The 14,302-nt window shown below is 75.2% G+C and carries 10 protein-coding genes; 8 read left to right on the forward strand and 2 right to left on the reverse strand.

What is annotated here, in order from left to right; all coding sequences use genetic code 11:
• The first annotated feature begins 246 nt into the window (after window positions 1-246).
• Window positions 247-3,180, forward strand: a complete 2,934-nt coding sequence (locus AB0C76_RS04280; RefSeq protein ID WP_359959420.1) for a BTAD domain-containing putative transcriptional regulator — start codon at window positions 247-249, stop codon at window positions 3,178-3,180.
• 81 nt (window positions 3,181-3,261) lie between these two features.
• On the opposite strand, the gene AB0C76_RS04285 is transcribed toward AB0C76_RS04280, so the two are convergent.
• Window positions 3,262-5,301, reverse strand: coding sequence for a serine/threonine protein kinase (locus AB0C76_RS04285; protein ID WP_359959423.1), 2,040 nt, complete (start codon window positions 5,299-5,301; stop codon window positions 3,262-3,264).
• Between the two features lie 374 nt (window positions 5,302-5,675).
• Between AB0C76_RS04285 and AB0C76_RS04290 the strand changes: the two genes are divergently transcribed.
• The 7 genes from AB0C76_RS04290 (at window position 5,676) to AB0C76_RS04320 (ending at window position 13,745) form a co-directional block, all read left to right on the forward strand.
• Window positions 5,676-6,797, forward strand: a complete 1,122-nt coding sequence (locus AB0C76_RS04290; RefSeq protein ID WP_359959426.1) for a basic secretory protein-like protein — start codon at window positions 5,676-5,678, stop codon at window positions 6,795-6,797.
• A 342-nt stretch (window positions 6,798-7,139) separates the two neighbouring features.
• The gene (locus AB0C76_RS04295; protein ID WP_359959429.1) at window positions 7,140-8,705 is read left to right on the forward strand and encodes an alpha/beta hydrolase; all 1,566 of its coding nucleotides are present in this window, start codon (window positions 7,140-7,142) and stop codon (window positions 8,703-8,705) included.
• A gap of 97 nt (window positions 8,706-8,802) precedes the next feature.
• On the forward strand, window positions 8,803-9,414 hold the full coding sequence (locus AB0C76_RS04300; RefSeq protein WP_359959432.1) for a disulfide bond formation protein DsbA: 612 nt from the start codon (window positions 8,803-8,805) through the stop codon (window positions 9,412-9,414).
• A gap of 123 nt (window positions 9,415-9,537) precedes the next feature.
• A complete protein-coding gene (gene ftsH / locus AB0C76_RS04305) occupies window positions 9,538-11,529 on the forward strand; it encodes an ATP-dependent zinc metalloprotease FtsH (RefSeq protein WP_359959434.1) in 1,992 nt (663 codons plus the stop codon).
• A complete protein-coding gene (locus AB0C76_RS04310) occupies window positions 11,526-12,479 on the forward strand; it encodes an ADP-ribosylglycohydrolase family protein (protein ID WP_359959436.1) in 954 nt (317 codons plus the stop codon). The genes ftsH and AB0C76_RS04310 overlap by 4 nt, the downstream gene beginning before the upstream one ends.
• Before the next feature lie 22 nt (window positions 12,480-12,501).
• Window positions 12,502-12,975: an SAM-dependent methyltransferase gene (locus AB0C76_RS04315; protein WP_359959439.1), complete on the forward strand. Its 474-nt coding sequence runs from the start codon at window positions 12,502-12,504 to the stop codon at window positions 12,973-12,975.
• Window positions 12,972-13,745: an SDR family oxidoreductase gene (locus AB0C76_RS04320; protein ID WP_359959442.1), complete on the forward strand. Its 774-nt coding sequence runs from the start codon at window positions 12,972-12,974 to the stop codon at window positions 13,743-13,745. Before AB0C76_RS04315 ends, AB0C76_RS04320 begins: the two co-directional genes overlap by 4 nt.
• A gap of 13 nt (window positions 13,746-13,758) precedes the next feature.
• On the opposite strand, the gene AB0C76_RS04325 is transcribed toward AB0C76_RS04320, so the two are convergent.
• Complete coding sequence (locus AB0C76_RS04325) at window positions 13,759-14,301, reverse strand: DUF6368 family protein (RefSeq protein ID WP_359959444.1); 543 nt, start codon at window positions 14,299-14,301, stop codon at window positions 13,759-13,761.
• Window position 14,302 lies beyond the last annotated feature (1 nt).

Consider the following 14,302-nt stretch of genomic DNA (forward strand, 5'->3'; position numbering starts at 1 on the left):
CGGCCGGACACCCGGTTGTCGGAGCGCAGGCGGCATCAGGCGTACAGGCAGGGCGGATCGAGTTCGAGCATGAGGACGTCCGCGCTGCTGTGGTCCGTGGTGAAGGTGCGTTCCGTCCTGTCCGCGCCCATGTGACGGGTCATACCCCAGATCGTCGTCAGGGACTCGGCAGGATGCCTGACCAGGGGGAATACCGGTCGGTATCATGCCACTGGGGGATTGTCGGCGGGGTGGAGGGGATGTCGGTTGGTCGGCGAGGGCGGGAGTTCGGGCGGGCTGCGGTTCGCGGTGCTCGGGCCGCTGCGCTGTTGGCGGGACGGGGCGGAGGTCCCGCTCGGTTCGCCGCAGCAGCAGAGCCTGCTGCTGGCGCTGCTGTTCCGGGCGGGCCGGCACGTGTCGGGGGCGCAGCTGATCGACGACCTGTGGGGCGACGAGCCGCCGGCCCGGGCGACGGGTGTCGTCCGGACGTACGTGCACCGGCTGCGGCGGGTGCTCGGGGCCGAGGCGCTCACGTCGGTCGGCGGCGGGTACCTGTTGGCCGTCGGCGGCGGCCTGGACACCGTGCGGTGCGACGAGCTGCTGGCCGAGGGCCGGGCCCGGCGGGCCGACGGCCGGAACGCCGACGCCGCCGCCGCGCTGCGGGGCGCGCTCGCGCTGTGGCGCGGCGAGCCGATGCCCGGGCTGCCCGGGCCGTACGCGCAGCGCCAGCGCAGGGAGTGGGAGGAGCGGCGGCTCGCCGTCCTGGAGCTGTGCCTGGAGGCGGAGGTCGAGGGCGGCCGGTGCACCGAGTCGGTGGCCGAGCTCGCGGCCCTCGTCGAGGAGCACCCGCTGCGCGAGCGGCTCTCGGAGCTGCTGATGCTCGCGCTGTTCCGCGCCGGCCGCCAGGCCGAGGCCCTCGCGGCGTACCGGGCGGCGGACCGCCGGCTGCGCGACGAACTCGGCGTCGGTGCCGGGCCCGGCCTGCGCGACCTGCACGGCCGGATCCTGGCGTCCGACGAGACGCTGTCGGCGACCACCGAATGGGTCCTCACCGAGACCGAGCCGGGCGCTCCGACGGTCGGGGCCGACCCGGCCTCCACCCTCGTCCCGGCCCAGCTTCCGGCCTCCGCCGCGGACTTCACCGGGCGGTGCGCGGAGGCCGAGGCCCTGCGCGCCGCCCTGCGGGAGCCGGACAGCGTGCCGGTGGCGGCCGTCGCGGGCATGGGCGGGGTCGGCAAGACCGCGCTCGCCGTGCACGTCGCCCACGGCCTCGCCGCCGAGTTCCCGGACGGCCAGCTCTACCTCGACCTGCACGGCGCCGACGGTCGTCCCACCCGCCCCGAGGAGGCCCTGGCCGCGTTCCTGCGCTCCTTCGGCGTCGTCGGCGACGCGATCCCGGGCGGCCTCGCCGAACGGTCCGCCCGCTACCGCTCGCTGCTCGCGGGCCGTCGCGTCCTCGTCCTGCTCGACAACGCGCGCGATGCCGAACAGGTCCGCCCGCTGCTGCCGGGCAGCGCCGGCTGCGCCGTCCTCGTCACCAGCCGCACCCGCCTCGGCGCCCTGCCCAACGCCCGTTTCACCGAACTCCCCGTGCTCCCGGCCGAGGACGCCGTCACCCTGCTCACTCGGGTGGTCGGCGCCGAACGGGTCGCCGCCGAGGAGGAGGCGGCCGGTGAACTCGTCCGGCTCTGCGGCCAGTTGCCGCTCGCCGTGCGGATCCTCGCGGCCCGGCTGGCCTGCCGCCCGGGCTGGACGGTCGCCCGGCTGCTGGAGCAACTCACCGGCGACCGCTACCGGCTGGACGCGCTGCGCAGCGGCGACCTGGCCGTCGAGTCCTCGTTCCGCTTCGGCTACGACCAGCTGGACGACGAACAGGCCCGCGCCTTCCGCCTGCTGGCCGTTCCCGAGGTGCCCGACCTGTCGCCCGGGGCGGTCGCCGCCGTGCTGGACCTGCCCGAGCCGGACGCCGTCGAGCTCGCCGAGTCGCTGGTGGACTGCTCGATGCTGGAGAGCTTCGCCAGCCCCGACCACTACCGCTACCACGACCTGCTGCGGGCCTTCGCCCGGCGGGCCGGGCAGGGCGGTGACCCGGACGAGCTCCGGGAGGCACTGAGTCGCCTGGTGGACCACCACCACGCGCTGGTGACGGCGGCGCTCGGGGCGTCCGCCGCGCGGCGCGGCTTCGCCGTCGGCTCGTCCCCGGCCGTCGGTGCCCTGGTGAGCCAGTGCGCGAAGCTCCCCGGCCGCTCCGCCGACACCGCCCCCGCCCTCGGCCGGCTCGCCGAACTCCTGCTCGGCTGCTGCCTGTTGGCCGATTCCGGGCACGCCACCCGCCCGCTCGGCCACGCCGCCAACGCGCTCCTGCACGCGAGCGTCGAACAGGGCGACCGCGCCGCCGAGGCCCGCGCCCGGCTGGTCCTCGGCCGCCTGCTGAACGAGGTCGGCTCGGTGTCCTCGGCCCTCGCCGAACTGCTCCGCGCCCGCGACCTGTGCACCGCCTTCGAACCGGCCCGCCCGCTGCTCGCCCTCGCCCACAGCTCGCTCGCCGCCTGCTTCCTCCAGGCCGGCCGCCCCGACGAGGCCGTGACCGGCTTCTCCGCCGCCGCCTCCGCCTGGGAGCGGGCCGGCGACCGCCGCTCCCTGGCCGCCGAACTCCTCAACCTGGCCGGCGCGTTCGCCCACCAGGGCCGCCACGACGCGGCGAACCGGGTGATCGACCAGTCCCTCGTGATCAGCCACGAACTCGCCGACCGCGAGCTGGAGGCGCTCGCCCGCGACGCCCTCGGCACGATCGCCCACGACCGCGGCGACCTCGCCGAGGCCGCCGCCCACCGCCGGGCCGCCCTCGCCCTCACCGACCCCGCCGACCACCGCCGCACCGGCCGCCTCCTGCTGCGCCTGGCCGAGTCGCTGCGGGCGGCCGGGCGGTGGGACGACGCGGTGGGGACGGCGGGCGACGCCGTCGACGCGCTGACCCTGGACGGCGACCACCGCGGCCGGGGCCTGGCCCTGGCGGCCCTGGGCGACGCGCTGGCCGACAGCCGGACGGACCTGGCGCGGGCCCGCGCGTGCTGGGCGGAGGCGCACGGGATCCTGGCGCCGATCGGCTCCCCGGAGGCGGAGCGCCTGGTGCCGCTGCTGGGCGCCGACCACCCGGCGGGCCCCGCGCGCTCGCGCTGGCCCTCCTGGCTGCCGGGGTGAGCACGGTCTCACCGACGCGAAGGCCGGGCCCTCGCGGAGGGCCCGGCCTTCATCCGTTCAACTGCTCGTCCCGTCATCCGGTCAGGGCGTGGCGACCGCCCACACCTGGTCGGGGCCGCCCGTGCACTGGCTGACGGCGGCGGGCACGCTCGGGCCCTTGGCCGTCAGGCAGAGCCACGTCTTCCCCGTGAGCACGACCAGGTAGCCGCCGGACGTCGGCATGAAGGACCAGACCTGGTTCACGCTGTACGTCGGCGAGGCGACGATCTGCGTCTGGGACGTCTCCTCGCTGGCGTCCAGGCGACTCTGGTAGCCCGTGGCGCCGTTGGTCAGGAAGTAGCCGCCCCCGTCCTGGCGCGGGACCAGCTGCCAGACGGAGGCGGCGCTGGTGTCCAGGGACTGGATGACGGGGTTCTGGTTCCGGGTTCCCGAGTTCTGATCGGTCAGGGCGAGCCCTAGGTTCGTCAGCCGAGCGTACTGCGGGAGCCCGTGCGCCCCCTCCGTCGGCGGCCGGACGGGCGGCTTGGCGGCGCCGGTGTACGGGGGCGGCGGCGGGGGCGCGGCCGTGTACGGCGGCGTGGGCGCCGTCGTCGGCGGCTTGTCGGACGGTGTCCCGGGCTGGTAACCGCCTTGCCCCCCACCGTCGTTGCCCGTCTGGTAGCCCGGCGGGACCGGCCCCGCGGTGTACGCCGGTCCCGGGGCGACGGCACTGGGCGACGGCGCCGGAGCGGCGGGCCCGGGGACCGGCGGGCGCCCCTGGGCGTTCGACCCGGAGGATGCGTCAGGCAGGCTGCCCGCACTGCCCGTACCGCCCGCCGCACCGCCCGTACCGCCTGTCGCACCGCCCGCCGGGACCGGGCCCACCGGGGCACCGGGAACGGACGGCAGGGGCGATCCCGAAGCCGTGGACGCGCCGGGTGACGGCGTGCCCGTACCGGTGGGCGCGCCGGAGATCGCCGCGAGCGGGATGACCGTCGGGACCGCGGGCGCGGTCGGCCCGCCACCGGCGAGTGCGGCGTCGGCCGCGGCCCGGCCGGTGTCCCGGCCGAGCGTGGTGGCCGTGGCGGCGGTGATGGCCGAGCAGAGCGCGACCACGCCCGCCGCGATCAGCAGCCGACGGCGCCCCCGCAGCGCCGCCCGCAGCCGCCCGGCGGCCGGGCGCGTTCCCGTCGTGGCCGCCGCGGCGACCACCACCGGCCGTGCCGCCGTCCGCAGTGCGGTACCCGACGGGGAGACGGCCGCGACGGCCTCCACCACCTCCACCGGCTCGCCGTCGAGCGCGGCCCGGGCGGCCGCCGCCATCGTGGCGGCGTCCGGCCAGCGCTCGCCGGGGTCCTTCGCCATCGCGCGCGCCACCAACGCCCGGACCGGGGCCGGGACGTCCGCCGGCAGTGGCGGCACGGGGGTGGTCAGGTGCTTGAGGATGACCTCCAGCGCCGTCTCCCCGTGGTACGGCAGCTGCCCGGACAGGCACTCGTAGAGCACGACGCCGAGCGCGTACAGGTCGGCCGCGGCGCTGACCGCACCGGTCGAGGCCTGCTCGGGCGCCTGGTAGGCGGCGGTGCCGAGGACCATGCCGGGCACGGTCAGCCGGGTGTCGCAGCCGGGGCGGGCGATGCCGAAGTCGGCGATCACGACGCGTTCGTCGCGGACCATCAGGTTGTCCGGCTTGATGTCCCGGTGGACGACGCCGGCCTCGTGCGCGGCCGTCAGCGCCTCCAGCACCTGGAGGGCCAGGCCGAGCGTCTCGGGCGCGTCGAGGCGGCCGCGCCGCTTCAGGACGTCGCTGAGCGGCTCGCCGTCGATGAGCTCCATGACGAGGTAGGCGATCGGGCGGCCGGTGCTGCCCCAGGCGGTCGTCCAGGAGTGGCCGCCGTCGAGCCGGCCGGAGCCGAAGTCGTGCACGCCGACGATGCCCGGGTGGCGCAGCCGGGCCATCACCCGGGCCTCCTCGTGGAACCGCTCCGCGAAGCCCGGTTCGTCCAGCAGCGCGGGCTTCAGGACCTTGACCGCCACCCGGCGCCCGAGGACCTCGTCCTCGGCGAGCCAGACGTCGCCCATCGAACCGCCACCGAGCCACTCGTCCAACCGGTAGCGGTCACCGAGCGTGGTGCCACGCATGATCCTCCTCGACCCCGTACGTCGTCGCGTCCCGCCGCCGTGGGCCCGGGCCGGGACCTTCGGTCGCGTTCCAACCGACCCTCTCACCAGCCTATAAACGCCGACTTGACGCGAACGCAGAGGGGGCCGGAAACCGGCTGGTGGAGCGGACGGTTCGTCGACGACCCCATGGGGGGCCGATCACTCCGCGCGCACCTCCGTCAACGCGTCCGTCGGCCCCCGGGCCGGCGCCTCCGTCAGCGCGTCCGTCAGCGCGTCCGTCAACGCGTCCGTTGACGGACCGTCGACGGGCCGTCGACGCCGCGTACACCGCCGGGCGGTGGCATGTCCCCGCAGACCGGTCCACGGGGACCGGTCGGGAGGAGAGCTTCGACATGATCACCCGTCGGGCGGCCGCCGCCGTCCTGTCCGCCGCGACCGTCGTGTCCGGCATGGCCCTCGGCGCCCAGAGCGCGAGCGCGGCCGAGTCGCTGCCGACCAGCGGCGCCGACTACCGCATCTCCAGCTACGCGGGCGGCGCCCTGCAGTGGGACGGCCCGAACAGCGGGGCCGACGTGGTGATCCGCGACTGGAACGAATCCTCCGCCCAGCAGGCGTGGACGGTCCGGGACGAGGGCAACGGCACCTGGTCGATCAAGGTGCCCGGCACCAACAACGCGGTCGACCGCGACAAGGCCCGCAACACCGTCGGTTCCTGGAACGACATCGGCGCCGACAACCAGCGCTGGTGGCTGGAGAACACCTCGATGGGCAACGGCCGCGCGTGGCTGCTGCACAGCGTCTCGGACGGCAACCTCTGCCTCACCCGCGGCGCCGACCTCGGCGTCGGGGTGACCGGTTGCAACGCCGGAGATCCGGCGCAGTCCTGGAACCTCGACAGGAACACCGCCACCACGCCGCCCACCACCGGCCGCCCGACCATCGACCTGGACTACTCGCAGGCCCCGGACCTCGGCCCGTGGCTGGAGCAGCAGAAGCAGACCGTCGCGGCCTACTACCCGCAGATCTCCGACCTCATCATCCGGGGGGCGTTCCAGGCGCCCTCCTACTTCAAGATCATCATGGACCCGTCGCTGACCCAGTACCCCGCCTACGCGACGAAGCCCAACGGCGGCGTCAACGAGATCCACGTCAACATCGGCTACGTGCGGGGCAACCGGAACGACACCGGCTTCCTGGTGCACGAGGCCGTGCACGTCGCGGTCTGGAACAACCCCCACGGCACGGACGACAAGCACGGGTGGATGGGCGAGGGCCTCGCGGACTGGGTGCGCGACTACAACTTCCAGCCCGGCACCGGCGCCCGGCACTTCGGCCCGGACATCCACTACAACAGCGGCTACCAGGCCACGGCCCGCTTCATCGACTACGTCTCCAAGGCCTACCGCCAGCCCGACCTCGCCTACAAGCTGAACCTGAACCCGAACGACGACGGCATCTGGGCCCGCCTCACCGGCAAGGGCCCCGACCAGCTCTGGAACGAGATGCCGAAGTAGGCCTCCGGGCCTTCCCCCGCACCGCGTCCCGGCAGCTGCTCGTGCCGGGGCGCGGCGGCCTCGGGCCGTTCCGGGCCCGGCCCCGCGCCGTCCCGGGCCCGGACCTCACCCTGACGGCCGGTGCGACGACCGGCGGCACGCGCCCCCTGGTGGGGTGGCCCGGCGGGCGAGCGGGGCGGCGCACACCTAGGGTGAGCGAACGAGCGCGGGGCGTGCACGTCCCCGGCGCGCGCCCGTAGGTGCGCCGGTCCGTGCGCCGGCCGCCGCGCATCGACCGCAGGTGTCCGGCCTTCGGGCCGTCCGGCCTTCCGGCCTTCCGGCCTTCCGAGAGGTGGAGTTCCCATGTACACCGTCGTCCGCGGTGCCGGAGCGCTCGGGCTGAGCGCGTTGCTCCTCGCCTCCTCGGCCGGCTGTCAGGGCGGGGTCGCGCCCGCCGCCGAGCCCGTGCCGGCCGCGCCGGTGACGGCGGCGCCCGCGGCGGTCCAGCAGCTCGACTGGCACGCGTGCGGCGCGCCGGACGCCGCGCAGGGCGGCGGCACCCCGCCCGCGGGGGACTGGCAGTGCGCGACGCTCAAGGTCCCGCTGGACTACGCCAAGCCGGACGGCGGCACGATCGACCTCGCGCTGATCCGCTCCCGGGCCAAGGACGAGCAGCACCGGATCGGCTCGCTGGTGTTCAACTTCGGCGGCCCCGGCGGGTCGGGCATCACCACGCTGCCGGCGCTCGCGGACACCTACGCCTCCCTCAACACCCGCTACGACCTGGTGAGTTTCGACCCGCGCGGAGTCGGTGCGAGCGCCGGGGTGCAGTGCCTGGACGACAAGGCGATGGACGCCGCCAACGCGATCGACAGCACCCCCGAGAGCCCGGCGGCCGTCAAGGCGCTCGACGAGAGCACCGCGCAGTTCAACTCGGCGTGCGAGCGCAACTCCGGCCCGGTGCTGCCCTTCGTGGACACCGAGAGCGCCGCCCGCGACATGGATCTCATGCGGCAGGCCCTCGGGGACCAGCAGCTGCACTACTTCGGCATCAGCTACGGCACCCAACTCGGCGGCGTCTACGCGCACCTGTTCCCGCAGCAGGTCGGCCGTGCCGTGCTGGACTCGGTGGTGGACCCGACGAAGGACCCGGCGCAGTCCGCGCTCGGCCAGGCCAAGGGCTTCCAGCTCGCGCTGGAGGACTTCATGAAGGCCTGCTCCACCGGTGTGCCGGACTGCCCGACCGGCAGCGGCGGCGCCGACGGCACCGCCCGGGTCACCGGACTGCTGCAGTCGCTGGAGCAGGCGCCGCTGCCGACCGACAGCGGGCGCCGGCTGACCGAGAGCCTCGCCGTCACCGGCATCGCGGGCGCGCTGTACAGCCAGGAGACGTGGCCGGCGCTGGCCGCCGGGCTCACCGAGGCGATGCAGCGGGGCACCGGCACGACGCTGCTCCAGCTCGCCGACGGCCTCCTCGGGCGCGACCCGAGCGGGCACTACAACGACCTCGACGCGGCGAACCGGGCGATCAGCTGCGTGGACGCCAAGCAGCGCTACTCGGACCAGGACGTCGAACAGCAGCTGCCGCAGTTCAAGGACGCCTCGCCGGTCTTCGGCGCGTTCACCGCGTGGGGCCTGACCGGCTGCACCGGCTGGCCGGTGGCCGGCAGGACCGACCACCCCGAGGTCGCCGCCGCGGGCTCCGCGCCGATCCTGGTGGTCGGCACCACCGGCGACCCGGCCACTCCGGTCGAGGGTGCCAGGACGATGGCGCAGCAGCTGGGCGCGGGCGTGGGCGTCACGGTGACGCTCCAGGGCGAGGGCCACGGCGGGTACAACACCGGCAACCCCTGCCTGAAGACGACGGTGGACGCCTACCTGCTCGACGGCAAGGTGCCGGCCGACGGCACGGTGTGCGGTCAGGGCTAGCACGTGGTCCGCGCCGCCGGGCAAGCCCAAGTGGCCCACTCCAAGTGGGGTGAATTGGCACTGCCCGGCGGTCCACTCGGCGCCTAGGCTCCTCACCGTGACCACCAAAGTTGACTTCTACTTCGACCCGATCTGCCCGTTCGCCTGGATCACCTCCCGATGGATCCTGGAGGTCGAGCGCGAGCGCGAGCGCGAGCTCGACCTGACGTTCCGCGTGATGAGCCTGTCCGTCCTCAACGAGGGCCGCGAGGGCCTGCCCGAGCGCTACCAGCGCCTGCTGACCACGGGCTGGGGCCCGGTCCGGGTCTGCATCGCCGCCGCCGAACGGTTCGGCGAGCACGTGCTGCGCGACCTGTACACCGCGCTCGGCACCCGTCTGCACGACCAGGACCGCGAGGCGGACGGGACGGTCATCCGGGAGGCGCTCGCCGAGGCCGGCCTGCCGGAGGACCTCGCCGACGCGGCCGGGAGCACGGCCTACGACATCGCGCTGCGCAAGAGCCACCACGAGGGCATGGACCCGGTCGGCGAGGAGGTCGGCACGCCGACGATCCACGTGGACGGCGTCGCGTTCTTCGGCCCGGTGCTGACCGCGATCCCGCGCGGCGAGGACGCGGTACGGATCTTCGACGGGGTCCGGGCCCTGGCCGCGTACCCGAAGTTCTTCGAGCTCAAGCGCACCCGGACGGGGGCGCTCGACTTCTCCTGACCGACCCGGGGAGGGTCTTCCGCTCCTGATCCACTCCCGTCCGGGGCCGTCTCGTCCGACCATGGAGACGGAGGCCCCGGCGGTCACCCCGCCCGGCCGCCTCCGGAGAGGCGGTGAGCGCAGATGACCGGACGGATCCGCCTGCGCGCCACCCGGCGCCCGGCCACCCGGCACCTGGCCACCCGGCACCTGGCCACCCGGCACCTGGCCACTCCGCCGGGCTCCTCCCCGCCGGGCCCCTCCTCGCCCGGGGGGCCGAAGCCCAACCCGTTCAAGCCGACCCCGCCCAAGCCGCCGCCCCCGAGCGCGCGCCGCTGGCTGCTGCCCGTGGGCGCCCTGCTGGCCCTGATCCTGCTGCTCGTCGTCCAGACCCCCGGCCCGGCCGGCACCAGGTACGGGTACTCCGACTTCGTCGGCCGGGTCGACGCGGGCCAGGTCAAGACGGTGAACGTGACGGACACCGGCGGCGTCAGCGGCACACTCAAGGACGGCACCCGCTTCACCAGCCAGATCCCGACCGCCCTGGACACCGCCCGGCTCAGCCAGTCCCTCGCCGCGCAGCACGTGGACGTCACCGGCAGCCGCACCGGGGGCAGCTCGATCTGGTCGACGCTGCTGCTGTTCCTGCCGCTGCTGGTCTTCGGCGGGCTCTTCCTGTGGTCCGGCCGGCTCGCCGCCCGCTCGGTCACCGGCGGCCTGAGCGCGATCGGGCGCTCCCGGGCGAAGATCATCGAGGCCGAGCGGCCCGACACCGGCTTCGCCGACGTGGCCGGGTACGAGGGAGTGAAACAGGAGGTCAGCGAGGTCGTCGACTACCTGCGCAGCCCCGGGCGGTACGCCGCCGCCGGCGCCAAGGGGCCGCGCGGCGTGATCATGGTCGGGCCGCCCGGCACCGGCAAGACCCTGCTGGCCCGCGCCGTGGCCGGCGAGGCCGACGTGCCGTTCCTGTCCGTCACCGGCTCCGGCTTCGTCGAGATGTTCGTGGGCGTCGGTGCCTCCCGCGTCCGCGACCTCTTCGACGAGGCCCGCAAACGCGCGCCGTCCATCATCTTCATCGACGAGATCGACGCCGTCGGCGCCCGCCGCGCGGGCGGCTCCCGGCTCGGCGGCAACGATGAGCGAGAGCAGACGCTCAACCAGCTGCTCGCCGAGATGGACGGCTTCGACCAGAGCACCGGCATCGTCGTCATCGCCGCCACCAACCGGCCCGACGCCCTCGACCCGGCGCTGCTGCGCCCCGGCCGCTTCGACCGGCAGGTCACCGTGCCGCTGCCCAACCAGCGCGAGCGGGCCGCGATCCTCGCCGTCCACGTCGTCGGCAAGACCCTCGCCCCGGACGCCGACCTCGACCGGATCGCCCGCGGCACCCCGGGCTTCTCCGGCGCCGACCTCGCCAACCTCGTCAACGAGGCCGCCATCAACGCCGTCCGCGCCGACCGGGCCACCATCACCGCCGACGACCTCGACACCGCCCGCGACCGCGTCCTGCTCGGCCGCCGCGAGTCCTCCAACGCACTCCTGCCCGACGAGCGGCATGCCGTCGCCGTCCACGAGTCCGGGCACGCGCTGATGGCCGCCCTGTGCGAGCACGCCGACCCCGTCGCCAAGGTCACGATCCTCCCGGCCGGCGTCGCCCTCGGCGCCACCGAACAACTCCCCGAGGCCGAGCGGCACCTGTACAGCGAGAGCTACCTGACCGACCTGCTCACCGTGCAACTCGGCGGACGAGCAGCTGAACTGGTCGTCTTCGGCGAGGGCTCCACCGGGGCGGCCAACGACCTCGCCAACGCCACCTCCGTCGCCACCCGGATGGTCCGCGAGTTCGGCCTCTCCCCGGACCTCGGCCCGGTCGGCTACGCCTCGGGCTCCCCGCAGCACCTCGGCGAGAGCCCCGAGGACCTGCTGCGCCGCCCCTACTCCGAGGAGACCCAGCGCGCGATCGACCAGGCCGTCGCCGCCCTGCTGCGCGGCGCCGAACGGCGCGCGATCGGCCTGCTGCGCGAACACCGCCACCACCTCGACGAGTTGGCCGCACTCCTGGTCGCCCAGGAGACGGTGGACGGCGCAGTGGTGCTCGACATCCTGCGCCACCCGGCCGCTACTCTTCCCGAATGACCGGACGTGACTGGCAGGACCGCGCGGCAGGCGCGGTGATCGGCTCCGCCGTGGGCGACGCCCTCGGTGCGCCGTACGAGTTCGGGCCTGCCGGGGCGTTCTCGGCACGCTTCCCCGACGGCCACGGCGAGATGGTCGCAGGCGGCGGCTGGGACCGCGGCGAGGCGACGGACGACACGCAGATGGCCGTCCTCGTCGCCGAATCCCTGCTCGACAACGGCGGGTTGCACCTTCCGGACATCTTCGCCCGCTTTCAGCGCTGGGCGGCGTCCGACCCGAAGGACGTGGGCATCCAGACCGAGGACGTCCTCACCAACGGCCACACCTGGGACCTCGCCGCCGCCGTCCACTTCAACACCACCACACGCGCCGCCGGCAACGGCGCCCTCATGCGCGCCGCCCCCTCCGCCGTCGCCTTCGCCCCCGCCGGGCGCGAGGCCACCATGGCCGCCGCCCGCCGGATCTCCGCCCTCACCCACGGCGACGGTGCCGCCTGGGAGGGCACGGCGATCTTCCACGAGCTCGTCCGGCACGCCCTCGACGGCGCCGATCCGCTCGCCGCGATCCCGGACACCCTGGCCCGCGTCGAGCCCGGCCACCGTGAGCGCTACGCCGTCGTCCTCGACCCCGACTGGCACCCCGACCGCGCCACCGAGGCCAACGGCGCCGTCTGGCCCTGCCTCGGTTCCGCCGTCTGGGCGCTGCGCACCACCGACGGCTACCCGGCCGCCGTCCGCGCCGCGATCGACCTCGGCGGGGACACCGACACCGTCGCCGCCGTCACCGGCGCGCTGGCCGGGGCCGTGTACGGCCCCGGCGCGATCCCGGCGGACTGGACCGAGCCGCTGCACGTGCCGCTGCCCGGATCCGGTGGGCGGGTGCTGGGGGCGTCCGACCTCCTGGTACTGGCCGGTAGGCTCGCCGCGGGCACCGGCTACGATGCGAAGTGATCACGCAACGAACGGGGGGCACATGGACGTGACTTCGAGGCCGGTGGCGCACGTCGTCGGCGGGCGGGACGAGGTGGTCGACGACCGCTGGGGCGGGGTCGCCGCGATCGTCCGGCTGGACGGCGAGCAGTTCGCCGAGGAGGCGCTGTACGGGCTGGCGGACTTCTCCCACCTGGAGATCGTCTACCACTTCGACCGCGTGCCGGTGGACAGGATCGAGACCGGCGCCCGCCACCCGCGCGGCAACACCGACTGGCCACTGGTCGGCATCTTCGCCCAGCGCGGCAAGAACCGGCCCAACCGGCTGGGCGTCTCCCGCTGCGAGCTGCTCCGCGTGGACGGCCTCGACCTGCACGTCGCGGGCCTGGACGCGGTGGCCGGCACGCCGGTGCTCGACATCAAGCCCTACCTGGCCGAGTTCGGCCCGCGCGGCGAGGTCCGCCAGCCGGCCTGGTCGAGCGAGCTCATGCGCGACTACTACGAGGCGGGCGAGTGAGGGCGGCGGCCGAGCGGCTCGCCGTGGTCTCCGGCGGCGGCACCGGCATCGGCCGGGCGATCGCCGCCCGGCTCGCCGCCGACGGGAACCGGGTGGCGATCCTCGGGCGTCGCGCGGCCGTCCTCGACGAGGCCCGGGACGCGATCGAGCGGACCGTCGGGCCCGGCCGGATCCTGCCCGTTCCGGTCGACCTGACCGACCCCGAAGCGGTCGAGGCCGCCGCCGCGCGGATCGCGCTACTCGGCCCGGTGGACGCCCTCGTGAACAACGCGGGCGCGATCGTCACCCCGCCCGCCGACCGAAGCCTCGCCGCCCTCGCGCACTCCTGGCGCCAGGACCTGGACGGCAACCTGCTCTCCGCCGTCCTCCTCACCACCGCCCTGCAGGACCACCTGCGCAGGCCCGGTGGCCGCCTGGTCGTGATCAGCTCGGCCGCCGCCCAGCGCGGCGGCGCCGGCCCGCACTCGCTCGGCTCCTACGCCGCCGCCAAGGCCGCCCTGCACGGCTGGGCGTTCGGCCTGGCACGGCAGTTGGGCCCGGACGGGATCACCGTCAACGTCCTCGCACCCGGCTACGTCGAGGACACCGAGATCTTCGGCTACGGCTGGACGGAGGCCTTCCACGCGCAGAAGGTGGCCGACACCCTGGTGGGCCGCGCCGGCACCCCGGCCGACGTGGCCGAGGCCGTCTCCTACCTCGCGTCCCCGGCGGCCGGGTACCTGACCGGCCAGGTCATCGGCCTCAACGGCGGTGCGGTGCTCGGCCGCTGAGCGGCTCCGGGGTCTACGTGACCAGCCGGAACTCCGGATGCCGGAGCCAGGCGGCGAGGAACTCCCGGTCGCCGACGTGCACGAGGGCCCGGCCGCCGCCGTCGAGCCCGTAGGGCTGCTCCCGGAGGCGGCCGGGCAGTTCCACCGCCTGGCGCGGCAGTTCGTCGGTGAAGTCGATCAGTGCGTCGAAGCGCTCGGCGAGCCACAGGGCGAGGTGCCCGAACGCCCGGTGGTCGTCCGGCCCCGAGCGGTGCGCGAGGAGGCCCAGCGCGGTCACCGGCGGCCGGTCGAACCCGGGGAAGCCGAACTCCCGGTAGGCGTCCAGGGATTCGGGCCCGAGCTCGAACGAGCCGGCGCCGCCGAGCGAGCGGAGCCCGAGCGGCGACGGATCGCGGACGGAGAACGCGGCTCGGCCGTGGTCCAGCCGGACCTCGCAGAACCCCTCCAACCAGGGCAGCGCCTCGACCGCACCCCGGACCTCCGGCAGCCACAACCCGACCGCGGGACCACCCGTCCGACCCGACCCTCCCGAACCCCGACACCACGACGGGCCCACC

This window comes from Kitasatospora sp. NPDC048722, from assembly GCF_040650235.1.
Lineage (GTDB): Bacteria > Actinomycetota > Actinomycetes > Streptomycetales > Streptomycetaceae > Kitasatospora.